The following is a 12,815-nucleotide window of genomic DNA, read 5'->3' as shown; positions in this document are numbered from 1 at the left end:
GCACCCGTTTCAGTTCGGCGGCAGGCCCTCCTTCAGGACCCGATGAAACAGCTCGGTGATTCTGCCCGCTTCGGGCTCGGACGGCACGAGCCTGGAGCCATACCAGCAGTAGCCAGGCGGCGGCTCCAGCTTCGCGTCGGAGTGGGCGCTGTCGGGCGAATCAGCCGACAGTTCCGCCCCACCCGTCACGTCCCGGCCAGTCGTCGTGATCCATGGCGTCCTCCGGTGACCGGGACGCTTTTCGGACGCGGTACCGACGTGCCTATGGTGGCTGCGCTCACGAATCGTCGCCGGTGTCCGAGTCGCTGGTGTCCGCGCCCTCCAACAGCTTGTACACGTTGCTGCGTTGCATGCCGACTTCCTTGGAGATCCGCAACCGCGGAACCCCGGCTGCGTCGGCAGCGAGTACCGCTTCGCGCCGCTTCTTCCTGGCTTCGCGTTGCTTCTTCAGAAGGCCGTTGATCTTCTCTTCGAGCTTTGCCTGTTGTTCGCGAGCGTCCTCCAACTGCTTCTTGATCCCTTCGACCTCGGCCCGGCAGGCGCGAAGTTGAAGGACTTCCTCGGGCTCGCTCATGGGGAAGCCTCTCTCGCTCGCCGTCATCGAGCCATGGCCGATGACGCTCCGTTGTCGCGGTATGTCTATCACGCATGTCTATCAGTCCTCTTGCTAGGACAGCCGGTGTGGTGTCTTGTATCCGCATCGTGGGTGACCGCTACGCATTCTTGTAGCGCGATACGGCTGGTCCGTGCGGCTCGAAGTCACCCAGCCAGGCATGGCGCCCGGCCTCGGCGAGCTCGTCCTTCCGTTGCCGCCAGTCCGGCATCCAGAGCGTCATCTGGCGCTGCCAGGCTCGCCCGTGGGGCTGCCCGCTGGGGCGGGTGGCGTGGGCTTGCTCGTGCACGAGGACGTACTCGATCAGCCGCAGCGGTAGCCCGAACACGGCCCAGTGCAGGGCCGTGGTGTGCTTGGGCGGGCCGTGGTAGACGCCCCAGCGGCGCCGGCCTAGGTCCCGCACCTGGTAGCGCAGGCCCTCGATCCGACCCCGTCGTTCGTACTCGCGGCCTTCCCGAACGGCCCAGGCCAGCCCTTCCTGCCGGTAGAGCCCGGTGATCGCGCGCCGGACCCGGTCCGGGCGCTCCCGCCGCGCGTACAGGATGTTGTCCGACGCGAGGACAGGTAGCTGTCGCCCGTTCGTCGTCAGGCCGGCGTCGACGAGTTGGAGCCGGTAGCGCTGGCCGAGCAGGTCGAAGATCTCGCCGTCGACGAACTGCTTGACCGGGTGGTTCGGCGCCAGCCGGACGGCTGTTTCGACCTTCTCGGTGATCCAGCGTCGGTGGCCGCGGACGAACCGGACGACCTGCTCGGGGCCGGCCTGCGGCGGGATCAGGACGGTGACGGTGCCGCCGGGCTGGACCTCGATGCCGAGGGAGCGGCGTCGAGGTCGCAGCGCCACGGTGACCTGCCACTCGGCGGGCAGGCAGAGCGCGGCGATGGCCGCTGTGTAGACGTCGGGGCCGTTCACCGCAATCCCTCCTGGTAGGTGATGTGAGCCGCGGAGCTGATCGCGGTGGCGTCCCCGGTGCGCAGGAGTTCGTTGACGCCGGCCGAGGCGGCGGACGTGATCGGCCCCGGTACGCCGTAGACCCGCCGTCCGAGGTGTCGGGAGGCGCGGGCCGTGGTTAGCGCGGCACTGCGCTGTCCGGCCTCGACGATCACGGTCGCGGCGGCGAGTGCGGCCAGTAGACGACGGCGAGCAATGAATCGTGCCCGCGTCGGAAGTGCGCCGAGGGGGTACTCGCTGACCAGCAGCCCGCCAGTTCGGACGATCTCGGCGAACAGGGGCGTGTGCGCCATCGGGTAGTCCAGGTCGACCCCGCAGGGCAGGACCACGACAGCCGGGCCTTCCGCAGCCAGTGCACCGCGCAGGGCGCTCTCGTCGATGCCGAAGGCACCGCCGCTGACGATGGTCACGCCGGCCTGCGCCAGTTCGTAGGCGAGATCCGCGGCGACAGTGGAGCCGTATCCGGTGGACACGGCCGTGCCGGTCACGGTTACGGCGGTGCGGGTGAGCTCGGCGAGGGATGCCGAGCCACGTGTCCACAGCGCCAGCGGTGCGCCCAGGCCGTGGCTGGCCATGCCGGCGAGCCGGCCGAGCGGCCACGCGTCGTCCTCGGGGGTCACCAGCGTGGCGGTCCCGGCGTCGACCGGGCGGAGGGCGTCGTCCAGTCGCGGATCTGGCCGGGTGATCTCGGCCAGGACCGCGGGCGGGGCAGTTCCGCCGCGGATGCGCTCGACGGCCTCGACGGGCCCGTGAGCGGCGACGAAGTCGTGCACTGCGGGTGCGGGCGGCTCCGCGGCGTACAGCAGGAACAAGCGTGCGTGCTGGGGGTCGGTGAGGGGCATGGTGCAACTCCTTCGGTGTGGGAAGGGATGGCAGCCGAGCCGGTATCGGCGGACGCGGCTGTCAGCGATCGGTGCGGTGGTCGTGCAACGGGATCGGCAGGCTGTGGCCGATCAGCTCGCGCCAGCGCCAGTCGCCGGTGTGGATGAAGGCACCCGACGCGGCGAACCGCATGGGCGGGGCATCGGCCGGGCGGGCCACGTGCCGGCCGTGCTCGAACAGCAGGTACACCCCTGGCGCCTGGTCGGACGGCTCGCGGACCCGCGCGAAGGCGGGCAGCTCCCGGTCTGGGCCGAGGCCGAGGATGGTCACGTGCCGGACATGGGAGGACAGCCCGCCGTTCGGGCAGTGGATCGGTCCGGTCAGGATCTCGGCGGGCAGTCCTTTGCGGACCACGGGGATCTCGATGGTGCTGTCCCCGATGTCGGGGATCTGCTCCAACGCCGTGACGGCCCAGGGAGTGTCGGTGTAGGCGGGCAGGAGCTGGTAGGCAGGGACGGACAGCGACCCGTAGCGCACTCTGGTCTTCGTCTCGGCGGGAAGCCTGCTGAGGACTTCGTCGCGGAGCCTGTTGACCCACGTACACGCGGGCCCGGTGGTCCAGTCAGCTGTCTCGTCCGACTGGTACTCGTAGCTGTCCAGCAGCCTCAGCACCGCGACCGGGTGGAACGCGTGGTGGGCCAGGGTCGCCGTGTAGTCCGGCGGGTCCTCGTGGTCGCGGAGCACGCCGATGCTGCGGTAGTGCTGCTGGAGCAACATCGTGCCGGCCAGTGTGGCGTCGTCGCGTGTTGCGATCATGTCGAACTGGAGGCCGGCGTTGACGAGTCCGTCGATGTGTGCGGTGTGCAATTCGAACGGAGCCATAGCGGTATCCCCTTTCGGAACAGGAAGATTGCGAAACTTCGGCGTGGCGCCGCGCCGGAAGTCGATGTGCAGCAGGCGAAAGGTTGTGGACGAGGCAGGAAGGTGAGCTCGTGCATCGAGCCCAGCGCTGCCGTTAGGACGCGCTGGTGAACCGGGAGCGAGTCAGGGCGTGCCGCACCACGTCAGCCGCGGCCTCGCAACGGCTTTCCAGGCGAGCGAGCAGCTTGTCGGTGTGCGCGGCCCAGGTGTCGTCGAAGCGATCCATGGACTTGTCCAGCGCTTGTGCCGGGGCCACGGTGTAGAACTCCTCCATGGCCGGGTACGCCCCGTCTTGACGTTGGCGCACCCACAGACGTCGGTGGACGTCCCGATCGCCACCGCGTACTGGTGCGCCCGCGATCTGCTCGTGGCGCACCAGAGGCACGCCGACGAGGTCACTCATCTCCTCCAGTGCGGCGTACACCACCAGGTGACCGCCGAGCAGGACGCGATCCACCGAGCGAATCGCGTTGGCAGGCGCGGAGTAGAAGCGACGCACGCGGTAGACCGCCCACGGCATGCGTTTCATCCGCGCGGCGGCCAGTTTGACCGGCTCGGTGACGCGGTCGCGTTGCAGCCGGTTGATCAACGACTTGCCAGGACCGAACAACCCGGATCGGGGGTTCAGTGCGGTGTTATGTGGCGTGTTTAGAAGTGTTCGGCGTTCGCCGCAGGGAACTCTACTTCAATGCTCTTGGATTAGTTGTCATCTGCCCTGGCGACGAGATCCCGCGTATTCACCCAGGTTGTATGACTGGAACACCGCATCGCACGTGGCTGGCGACGAGGGCGAGCCGGACCTGCGGGTGTTGCCGTCCGCTATGTGGCATTGGCAGGGTGGGCTGTTCTCAACCTCTCAGTGAGGCTGCTACAGCCCGGTGATCATGAGGTCGTCGAGGTCGTAGCGGAGGTTGTTGTGCACGGCGATGACGCCGGGCACGCGGCTGGTGATGATTTTGGCGCGCTCGACGGCGCTGTGGAGGGCGAGCGTGCCGTCGAGCGTCACGATGCCGTCGGTGACGCGCACGGTGAGTCGGCGTGTGCGGGTGGCCTTGCCGAGGATCGCACGTTCGATGTCAGCCAGGATGGCGCTGTCACTGCGGAGGAACAGTCTCAGTGCGTCGTGGCGGGTAAGGACGCCGACGAGGTGGCCGGTGTGCTCGACGACATACAGGCGGCGCACGCCGTGGTCGGCCATCGCGTGCACGGCCCGATCGAGCGTGCTGTCGTCGATGACGGTGAGAGCGGGCCGGGTCATCAGATCGGCGGCGGTCAGCCCGTGAGCCTTGTACCACCGGTTGCGGCGGCGAGTGCCGGCGAAGAGGGGTGCCTGGTCGGCGCCGCCGTGGAACTCCAGTTTGGTCAGGGTGTCGGCTTCGGCGACGACGCCGATCGGCCGGCCGGAGTGGTCGATGACCGGAAGAGCGTCGAGGCCGTGCACGATCATCGTGCCGACGAGTTCCCTGAACGTGGTGTCAGGAACGGCGGTGATGACCTGCCGGGTCATCACGTCGGCGACGGTCAGCTCACGCATCTTTCGCCTCCCACCTGGCGCGTGGGTGGCCGTGGCGCAGGCGTCGCGGCACGCCCTTTCGGACTTGCTAAGGTTAGCAACTGTTGAACCGTGCGACCAGGTGTCCTGTCCTCGCTGTGGGGCGCGGACCAGGAAGGATCGGCGGTATGACGACGACCGATGGTCAGGGCGCGGGTGGCGTGTCGCGAGCAGGTAGGGAGGGGTGCTGGTGAGCAGGCCCCTGTATCAGCTCAAGGCGGAGTTCTTCAAGACGTTGGGACATCCGGCGCGGATCCGGGTGCTGGAGTTGCTCAGTCAGCGGGAGCACGCGGTCGCGGAGATGCTGCCGGAGGTCGGGATCGAGCCGGCGAACCTGTCGCAGCAGTTGGCGGTGCTGCGCCGCGCGGGGCTGGTGACCACGCGCAAGGAAGGCTCGAACGTTTATTACTCGCTGACCAGCCCGCATGTGGCCGAGTTGCTGGCGGTTGCGCGATTGATCTTGACGGGGGTGCTGTCCGGGCAGGTGGAACTGCTGGAGGACCTCCGCACTCCGGCCTCCTCGGCGGCGAACCTGGGCGGTGGCCCGCCCGGTTCCGCGTCGCCGAGCGGCTAGAGCAGCGCCTCACCCCGTCGATCCCTGGCTCGTTGCCCGGCGGGGTGAGGCGCGCCTCGTCCTCTTTTCGGAACCGACGTGGGAGCAGATTGTGCTGGGCTTGTTGCGCAAGATCCGCAGGACTGGGCGGGTGGCCGAACCGGCGCCGCCCTCGCCGGTCGTCGACCGGTCGGCGGTCGCGGCCGAGTTGGGCGGTTCGGTGCAGATCCGGCATGTGGACGCGGGCTCGTGCAACGGCTGCGAGGTGGAGATCGGCTCGGCGTTCGGGCCGGTGTACGACGCCGAGCGGTACGGTGCCCGGCTGGTGGCCTCGCCTCGGCACGCGGATGCGCTGGTGGTGACCGGGCCGGTGACGCGCAATATGGCCGAGCCGTTACGGCGGACTTACGAGGCGGTGCCGGGGCCGAAGCTGGTGGTCGCGGTCGGGGACTGTGCGCGGAACTGCGGTGTGTTCGCCGGGGCGTACGGGGTGGCCGGGGCGGTGCGGGACGTCGTGCCGGTGGATGTGGAGATCGCCGGGTGCCCGCCGCGGCCGGAGGCGATCGTCGAGGGGCTGCGGAAGCTGACCGGTCGATGAGTCTCGTAGCAGTGGGCCTCGGCGGTGCGCTCGCCGCAGGGGTGTTGACCGCGCTGGCGGCCGTGGTGGTGCCGCGCCGGGTGCGATCGGCGGTGGCGGGCACGGGCACCGTGGTCACCGGCGGGGCTGGCGTGATGGCCGGTGTCGGGGCGATGACCGGCTCGTCGTTGTCGGTGGCGCTGCCTGGGCTGTTGCCGCTGTCCGGGGTGTCGCTCACGCTGGACGCGCTGGGCGGGTTGTTCGTCGCGGTGACCGGCGGCGTCGCGGTGGCGGCCGGCGTGTACGGCATCTCCTACACCCGCTCGCACGGCTTGGACGCTCGCGGTGTGCAGGTGGTGTTCCCGCTGTTCGTGGTGGCGATGCTGCTGGTGCCCGCGGCGGCGAGCGTGGGCACGTTCCTGGTGTGCTGGGAGCTGATGGCCCTGTTCTCGCTGCTGCTGGTGGTGGCCGAGCACCGGCACCGCCCCGAGGTGGCGCAGGCGGGACGCTGGTACGCGGTGATGACCCACCTCGGGTTCGTGGCTGTGCTGATCGGACTGTTGGTGTTCGTGGCGCACGCGGCCGATGACTCGTTCCCGGCGTTGCGGGAGGCCGGTCGGCACCTGTCGCCGGGGGCGGCCGGCCTGGTGTTCGTGGTGACGTTGGCGGGTTTCGCGTCGAAGGCGGGGATTCTGCCGCTGCACGCGTGGCTGCCGCGGGCGCATCCGGAGGCGCCGAGTCACGTGTCGGCGTTGATGTCGGCGGCCATGGTGAACCTGGGCGTGTATGGGCTGGTGCGGGTCGGGTTCGACCTGCTCGGCGGCGGCACGCTGTGGTGGTGGCTGCTGGTTCTCGCGCTGGGTGCGGTCTCGGCGGTGTACGGGATCCTGCAGGCGGCGATGAGCACCGACCTCAAGCGGCTGCTGGGCCAGTCGACGACGGAGAACATGGGTTTGGTGCTGGTCGGGGTCGGCGCGGCCGGGGTGTTCGCGACGTCCGGTAACCGGGTGCTGGCTGGTGTGGCGCTGGCGGCGGCGCTGCTGCATGTGATCAATCACGCGGCGTTCAAGACGTTGTTGTTCCTGGCGGCCGGGTCGGTGCTGCACGGCACCGGTGCACGGGACCTGGACGCGCTCGGTGGTCTGCGGGCGGGGATGCCGCAGACCACCGCAGCGTTCGGGCTGGGCGCGTTGGCCGCGTCGGCGTTGCCGCCGGGGACGGCGTTCGTGTCCGAGTGGCTGCTGTTGCAGGCGTTGATTCATGGCCTGCCCGCTCCCGGAGCCACGGGCGGGACAGCCGCGGCGATCGCGATGCCGTTGGCCGTCGCGGCGGTGGCGTTGACCGCTGGGTTGGCGGTGGCCACGTTCGTCAAGGCGTTCGGGGTCGGGTTCCTGGCCAAACCTCGCAGCGCCGCCGCCGGGAACGCCCATGAGAGTCCGCCGGCCATGCTCGTCGGCATGGGCCTGGCGGGCGTGGCCTGCGTGGTGCTGGCGTTGCTGCCGACTCTGGTCCTGCCGGCCGTGGGGACCGTCTCCGGCGTCGCGTTGGGAGTTGGGGATCCGGCGGTGTCCGGGGCGGTGACCGTGCGGCTGGCCGGGGTCGCTGGGGCGTTGTCGCCGCTGATGCTCACTCTCGCGTTGCTGGCTGCGGTCGTCCTGGTCGTGGGTGCGGTGCGGGTCGTGGCCGCGCGGCGGGCGCGGCGCGCAGCGCGGTTGTGGGATTGCGGTGGTGGTCCGATGTCCGCGCGGATGGAGTACACCGCGACCTCGTTCGCCGAGCCGCTGCAGCGGGTGTTCGACGATGTCGTGCGACCGGAGCAGGACGTGGACGTAACCCACCACGAGGAGTCGCGCTACCTGGTGCAGGCCGTGGAGTACCGGCGGAAGGTGCCCGATCGGGTCGAACGCCGACTCTACGAGCCGGTCCTGGCGGCTGTGGCGGCGTGGGGCCGGGCTGGGCGGCGGCTGGCCACCGGGAGCGTGCACCGCTACCTCGGTTACGGCTTTTACACCCTGTGCGCGGTGTTGATCCTGGTGGCGGTGACCCGGTGAGCGCGCTCGGGATCGTGGGCGGCGTGGTGCAGCCGGTGCTGATCGTGGCCGGGTCACCGTTGCTGGTGGGGGTGATGCGGCAGGTCCGCGCGAGGCTGGAAGGGCGCGCCGGGCCGGGCGTCGGGCAGCCGTGGCGAGACCTGCGCAAGTTGTTCGGCAAGGAACGCATCAGCCCGCGGGGCACCAGCGAGGTGTTCCGAGTCGCGCCGCTGGTGTTGGTCGCCACCACCCTGGTGGTCGCGGTAGTGACGCCGTTCGTGACCACCGATTCGGCGGTCGATCCGGTCGCGGACCTGTTCGCGGTGGTGGCGCTGCTGGCGTTAGGTGCGGTCACGCTCGCGCTGGCCGGGCTGGACACCGGGACCGCGTTCGGGGGCATGGGCTCCAGCCGGGAGATGACCATCCTCGCGCTGGTGGAGCCGACGCTGCTGGTGTCGATCTTCGCGTTGTCGGTGCGGGTCGGGTCGACCAACCTCGGCGCGATCGTGTCCGCGACCCTGCACGACCCGGCGCGGGTGATCTCCCGAGTCAGCCTGCTGGCCGCGGTCGCGCTCATCATCGTGATCGTCGCCGAGACCGGCAGGCTGCCGGTGGACAACCCGTCGACGCACCTGGAGCTGACCATGGTGCACGAGGCGATGGTGCTGGAGTACGCCGGCCCGGACCTCGCGCTGGTCGAGCTGGCCTCTGCGATGCGGATGTCGGTGTTCCTCGGACTGCTGGCCAACCTGTTCCTGCCCTGGGGCATCGCCAGCACCGCCACCCCCATTGCCCTACTGGTCGGCGTGCTGGCGTTGATCATCAAGGTTGGCCTGCTGGGTGTGCTGTTGGCGGCGGGTGAGGTGTTCCTGGCCAAGCTGCGCCTGTTCCGGGTTCCCGAACTGCTGGCCGGGTCGTTCCTGCTGTCCCTGCTCGCCGTCGCGGCCTCGTTCTTCCTGGCCTGAAAGGGAAAGTGTGGTGAACGAGACCCTCTTCGTGCAGCTGCTCGACCTGGCCTGCGGCGGCCTGCTGCTGACCGCGGTGCTCGTGCTCTGGCGCCGGGAACTCGTGGTGATCATTCACGTGTTCGCGGTGCAAGGCGCCGCGCTCGCCGCGCTCGTCGGGGTGCTGGCCGTGCACGAGGACTCGATCGAACTGGGCGCGGTCGCGGCCGGCGTGCTCGTGCTGCGCGCGGGTGTGCTGCCGTATCTGCTGCGGCGGGCTCTGGCGAGTGCGGGCGAAGCACGGCGGGAGACCCGGCCGTTGGTCAACGTCGCCGCCTCGTTGCTGACGGCCGCAGTGCTGACGCTGCTGGCCTACGCGGTATCCCGGCCGCTGGTGGAACTGGCGCCATCCGGGCTGATGTCACCGGCCACGCAAGCGATCCCGATCGGGCTGACCGTGGTGCTCATCGGGTTCTTCGTGCTGGTCACCCGACGCCGTGCGCTGTCCCAGCTGGTGGGTTTCCTGTTGATGGACAACGGGATCACCGCGGTCGGGTTCCTCACCACCTCCGGGGTCGGGCTGATCGTCGAGCTCGGCGTCTCGCTGGACGTGCTGCTGGCGGTGCTGGTGCTGCAGATCCTCACCGCCCGGATGCGGGAGACGTTCGGCGATACCGACCTGGATGAGCTCCGGGAGTTGCGCGACTGATGATCACCTTGCTGGCTCCCATCATCGTGCCGGTCCTCGGCGCGCTCGGCTACGTCGTGGCCGGCTGGCGGCGGTCGACGGCCTGGGTCAGCGCCGGCAGCGCCGTCCTCGTGCTGGCCACCGCGATCGCTACCGCCCTCGATGTCGCCCGGTCCGGCCCGCGCACCGCGATCGCGGGGTTGCTGCGGGTGGACGCGTTGTCGGCGTTCATGCTCATCGTGATCGGGGCGGTCGCCCTGCTGGCCACGATCGCGACCCCGGCGTTCCTGCGGGCCGAGATCACAGCCGGGCGGGCCACCGCACGGACCGCCACCCGGCACAGCGTGCTCGTCCAACTCTTCCTGGCCGCGATGGCCCTGGCCGTGCTGGCCGCGAACCTCGGCGTGGTGTGGGTGGCGATCGAGGCCACCACCATCGTGACCGCCTTCCTGGTCGGACAGCGCCGCACTCGCGCCGCGGTCGAGGCGGCCTGGAAATACGTGGTGATCTGCTCGGCCGGGATCGCCCTGGCCTTGTTGGGCACCATCGTGCTCAACTACGCCGCCTCCCGCGCCCCCGGCGGCGCAGTCGGCCTGGACCTCGCGGCGCTCGCCGCGAACGCCTCCATGTTGGACTCTGGCGTCACCCGGATCGCGGTCGTGCTGTTGATCCTGGGGTTCGGCACCAAGGCGGGGCTTGCGCCGCTGCACGCGTGGCTGCCGGACGCTCACTCGCAGGCCCCGGCGCCGGTGTCCGCGCTGATGTCCGGGGTGCTGCTGTCGGTCGCGTTCTACGCGATCCTGCGGGTCAAGGTGATTGCCGACGGCGCGCTCGGGACCGGGTTCGCCCGCACCGCCCTGGCCGTGATGGCGATCGCCTCCCTGCTGGTGGCCGCGTCGCTGCTGCTGGCGCAGCGGGACTACAAGCGGATGCTGGCGTATTCCAGCATCGAACATCTCGGCCTGGTCGCCCTCGGTGCCGCGATCGGCGGCCCGCTCGCGCTCGCGGCGGTGTTGCTGCACATCCTCGGGCACGGCCTGGCCAAGGGGGTGCTGTTCCTCGGTGCCGGGCGGATCCTGCAGGTCACCGGCACCAGCCGCATCGGAGATGACCAAGGCGGCGTCCGCGGCTTGGCGGCGCGGCACCCGGTCCTGGCGGGCTGTGTCGGGGTGGGCGTGCTGGCGCTGATCGGACTGCCCCCGTTCAGCCTGTTCGCCAGCGAGCTGGGCATCGCCCGCGCCGGGTTCGCCGCCGGAATGGGCTGGGTGACCGCCGCCGCACTGATCCTGGTGCTGGTGATCGCCGCTGTGCTGGTCGGTCACACCAGCCGCATGCTGCTCGGCACTCCACCCGATGGCCCCGGCGCGGCCACCACGACGCGGCACCTGCCGTGGCCCACCGCAATCGCGTTGGTGGGCGGGCTGCTGGCGTGCGCCACGCTGGGCGTCACCGCCGGGCCGTTGTCCTCCCTGCTGCACCTGGCCGCCGACACCTTGGTGGGGGCACGATGACAACACCACCGACCACGCCGCACACACCCGCGCTCGGCGATCCGGTCGGCGAGCACCGCACCGCGCTGACCGTCGCTTCCGGCGATCTGGTGGAGCACGCTCGTTCCCTGCTGGATCAGGGCTACCGGGTTGCGCTGGTCGCCGGCCACGACGACGGTGACCGGTTGCGTGCGGTGTACCTGTTCACCGCTGCCGACCCGGATCGACGTGTCGAACTCCATGTCCCGCTGGACAAGGCGGCGCCGCGGCTGCCGAGCCTGGCCGCCCTGTCCTTCCCCGCCGGCCGGTTCGAGCGGGAGATGCGCGACCTGTTCGGCATCGTGCCGGTCGATCACCCGCTGCCGAGGCGACTGGTCCGCCACTTCCACTGGCCCCAGGGCTGGTACCCGATGCTGGCCGACGCGGGTGATCCGCCGGAGTTCGGCGACGTCGACGGTCCGTATCCCTTTAGGACAGTGGAAGGTCCTGGAGTGTATGAGATCCCGGTCGGCCCGGTCCATGCCGGCATGATCGGACCCGGTCATTTCCGGTTCTCCGTGGTCGGCGAGACCATCCTCAACCTCAAGGCCCGGCTGTGGTTCGTCCACAGAGGAATCGAGAAGCTGTTTCAGGGCCGCCGTCCTGCCGATGCGGTTGAGTTGGCCGAGCGCGTCAGCGGCGACACCACCGTCGGGCACACGCTCGCGTTGTGTCTGGCGATCGAGGACGCCTGCCGGCACCCGGTGTCCGGGCACACCCAACGGATCCGCACGATTCTGCTGGAGCTGGAACGGCTCTACAACCACATCACCGACATCGGCGCACTGTGCAACGACGTCGGCTACGGCATCCTCAACGCACACGCCCAGCGCGTCAAAGAACAACTGCTGCGCATCAACGACGAGGTCACCGGGCACCGGCTGATGCGCGGCGCCATTCACCCCGGCGGCGTGACCATCGCCGCCCTGCCGGACCTGGGCCGTCTGACCGCGATCGGCGCGGACATCGCCGAGATCGTCGCCCTCGCGCTGGGCAACACCGTGGTCGCCGACCGGTTCACCGGTACCGCGGTGCTCACCCCGACCCAGGCCGCGGACCTGGGCACGCTCGGGTACGTCGCCCGTGCCAGCGGCCTGACCACTGATGCCCGCCACGACCACCCGTTCCTGGCCGAGGACTTCCGCCGCACCGAGCACACCCGCACCGACGGCGACGTGCTGGCCCGGTTCCTGGTCCGCGCCGAGGAGATCACCTACTCGCTCGGACTGATCACCAGCCTCGTCCAGACCGTGAGTGGACAACTGACAACCGCGGCGACGACGCCGACCGAACCCCGTCCCGGCCAGTCGTCCGGGGTGGGCATCGTCGAGGGCTGGCGCGGCACCATCGTGCATCGCGTCGAACTCGCCCCCGACGGCACGCTGACCCGCGTGAAGATCGTCGACCCGAGCTTCTTCAACTGGCCCGCGCTCCCGGTCGCGCTGGCCGACACGATCGTCCCGGACTTCCCGCTGACCAACAAGAGCTTCAACCTCTCCTACGCCGGCAACGACATGTAGCGACACACGGCCGCCACATGTGGCCCTTCTCGCACGATCCAGCAGTTGCGAAGTTCTTTAAGTGCGCAGATGATGTATTCGTCATCGAGTTGGAGTGGTGCCGTGTCGCGCCCGAGG

General features: G+C 69.8%; 13 protein-coding genes. 7 read left to right on the top strand and 6 right to left on the bottom strand.

The window, feature by feature from the left end:
• Positions 1–277: 277 nt before the first annotated feature.
• From QP939_RS04590 to QP939_RS04565, 6 genes are all read right to left on the bottom strand, one after another.
• Positions 278–574: a hypothetical protein gene (locus QP939_RS04590; RefSeq protein WP_137096870.1), complete on the bottom strand. Its 297-nt coding sequence runs from the start codon at positions 572–574 to the stop codon at positions 278–280.
• Between the two features lie 139 nt (positions 575–713).
• Entirely contained in the window at positions 714–1,523 is an 810-nt protein-coding gene (locus tag QP939_RS04585; RefSeq protein ID WP_285455280.1) for a M48 family metallopeptidase, read from the bottom strand.
• Positions 1,520–2,404, bottom strand: a complete 885-nt coding sequence (locus tag QP939_RS04580; protein WP_285455279.1) for a DNA-processing protein DprA — start codon at positions 2,402–2,404, stop codon at positions 1,520–1,522. Before QP939_RS04580 ends, QP939_RS04585 begins: the two co-directional genes overlap by 4 nt.
• A gap of 61 nt (positions 2,405–2,465) precedes the next feature.
• Positions 2,466–3,266: a hypothetical protein gene (locus QP939_RS04575; protein WP_285455278.1), complete on the bottom strand. Its 801-nt coding sequence runs from the start codon at positions 3,264–3,266 to the stop codon at positions 2,466–2,468.
• Positions 3,267–3,399: 133 nt separating this feature from the next.
• Positions 3,400–3,894 (bottom strand): hypothetical protein, encoded by a 495-nt coding sequence (locus QP939_RS04570; protein ID WP_285455276.1) that lies wholly within the window; start codon positions 3,892–3,894, stop codon positions 3,400–3,402.
• 279 nt (positions 3,895–4,173) lie between these two features.
• A complete protein-coding gene (locus QP939_RS04565; protein ID WP_112285764.1) occupies positions 4,174–4,839 on the bottom strand; it encodes a CBS domain-containing protein in 666 nt (221 codons plus the stop codon).
• A 208-nt stretch (positions 4,840–5,047) separates the two neighbouring features.
• On the opposite strand from QP939_RS04565, the gene QP939_RS04560 reads away from it, so the two are divergent.
• From QP939_RS04560 to QP939_RS04530, 7 genes are all read left to right on the top strand, one after another.
• Positions 5,048–5,431 carry an ArsR/SmtB family transcription factor gene (locus QP939_RS04560; protein WP_112285786.1) on the top strand — a complete coding sequence of 128 codons (384 nt, stop codon included), beginning with the start codon at positions 5,048–5,050 and terminating at the stop codon, positions 5,429–5,431.
• 91 nt (positions 5,432–5,522) lie between these two features.
• On the top strand, positions 5,523–6,008 hold the full coding sequence (locus QP939_RS04555) for an NADH-quinone oxidoreductase subunit B family protein (protein ID WP_211330586.1): 486 nt from the start codon (positions 5,523–5,525) through the stop codon (positions 6,006–6,008).
• Entirely contained in the window at positions 6,005–8,038 is a 2,034-nt protein-coding gene (locus tag QP939_RS04550; protein WP_285455275.1) for a proton-conducting transporter transmembrane domain-containing protein, read from the top strand. Before QP939_RS04555 ends, QP939_RS04550 begins: the two co-directional genes overlap by 4 nt.
• The gene (locus QP939_RS04545; protein ID WP_285455274.1) at positions 8,035–8,982 is read left to right on the top strand and encodes a respiratory chain complex I subunit 1 family protein; all 948 of its coding nucleotides are present in this window, start codon (positions 8,035–8,037) and stop codon (positions 8,980–8,982) included. The genes QP939_RS04550 and QP939_RS04545 overlap by 4 nt, the downstream gene beginning before the upstream one ends.
• A gap of 13 nt (positions 8,983–8,995) precedes the next feature.
• Positions 8,996–9,670 carry a hypothetical protein gene (locus tag QP939_RS04540; RefSeq protein WP_112285761.1) on the top strand — a complete coding sequence of 225 codons (675 nt, stop codon included), beginning with the start codon at positions 8,996–8,998 and terminating at the stop codon, positions 9,668–9,670.
• A complete protein-coding gene (locus QP939_RS04535) occupies positions 9,670–11,160 on the top strand; it encodes a proton-conducting transporter transmembrane domain-containing protein (RefSeq protein ID WP_112285760.1) in 1,491 nt (496 codons plus the stop codon). The genes QP939_RS04540 and QP939_RS04535 overlap by 1 nt, the downstream gene beginning before the upstream one ends.
• Positions 11,157–12,698: a hydrogenase large subunit gene (locus QP939_RS04530; RefSeq protein WP_285455272.1), complete on the top strand. Its 1,542-nt coding sequence runs from the start codon at positions 11,157–11,159 to the stop codon at positions 12,696–12,698. Before QP939_RS04535 ends, QP939_RS04530 begins: the two co-directional genes overlap by 4 nt.
• Positions 12,699–12,815: the final 117 nt, after the last annotated feature.

Source organism: Amycolatopsis nalaikhensis (assembly GCF_030264295.1).
Lineage (GTDB): Bacteria > Actinomycetota > Actinomycetes > Mycobacteriales > Pseudonocardiaceae > Amycolatopsis > Amycolatopsis nalaikhensis.
Note: the sequence above shows the minus strand (reverse complement) of the source record. Positions and strands in the feature narration are given on the sequence as shown.

Bases quoted from the DNA above. Each gene is read 5' to 3' on its own strand.
- QP939_RS04590 (WP_137096870.1), bottom strand. From the start codon at position 574: ATGAGCGAGCCCGAGGAAGTCCTTCAACTTCGCGCCTGCCGGGCCGAG.
- QP939_RS04535 (WP_112285760.1), top strand. From the start codon at position 9,670: ATGATCACCTTGCTGGCTCCCATCATCGTGCCGGTCCTCGGCGCGCTC.
- QP939_RS04575 (WP_285455278.1), bottom strand. From the start codon at position 3,266: ATGGCTCCGTTCGAATTGCACACCGCACACATCGACGGACTCGTCAAC.
- QP939_RS04580 (WP_285455279.1), bottom strand. From the start codon at position 2,404: ATGCCCCTCACCGACCCCCAGCACGCACGCTTGTTCCTGCTGTACGCC.
- QP939_RS04550 (WP_285455275.1), top strand. From the start codon at position 6,005: ATGAGTCTCGTAGCAGTGGGCCTCGGCGGTGCGCTCGCCGCAGGGGTG.
- QP939_RS04530 (WP_285455272.1), top strand. From the start codon at position 11,157: ATGACAACACCACCGACCACGCCGCACACACCCGCGCTCGGCGATCCG.
- QP939_RS04565 (WP_112285764.1), bottom strand. From the start codon at position 4,839: ATGCGTGAGCTGACCGTCGCCGACGTGATGACCCGGCAGGTCATCACC.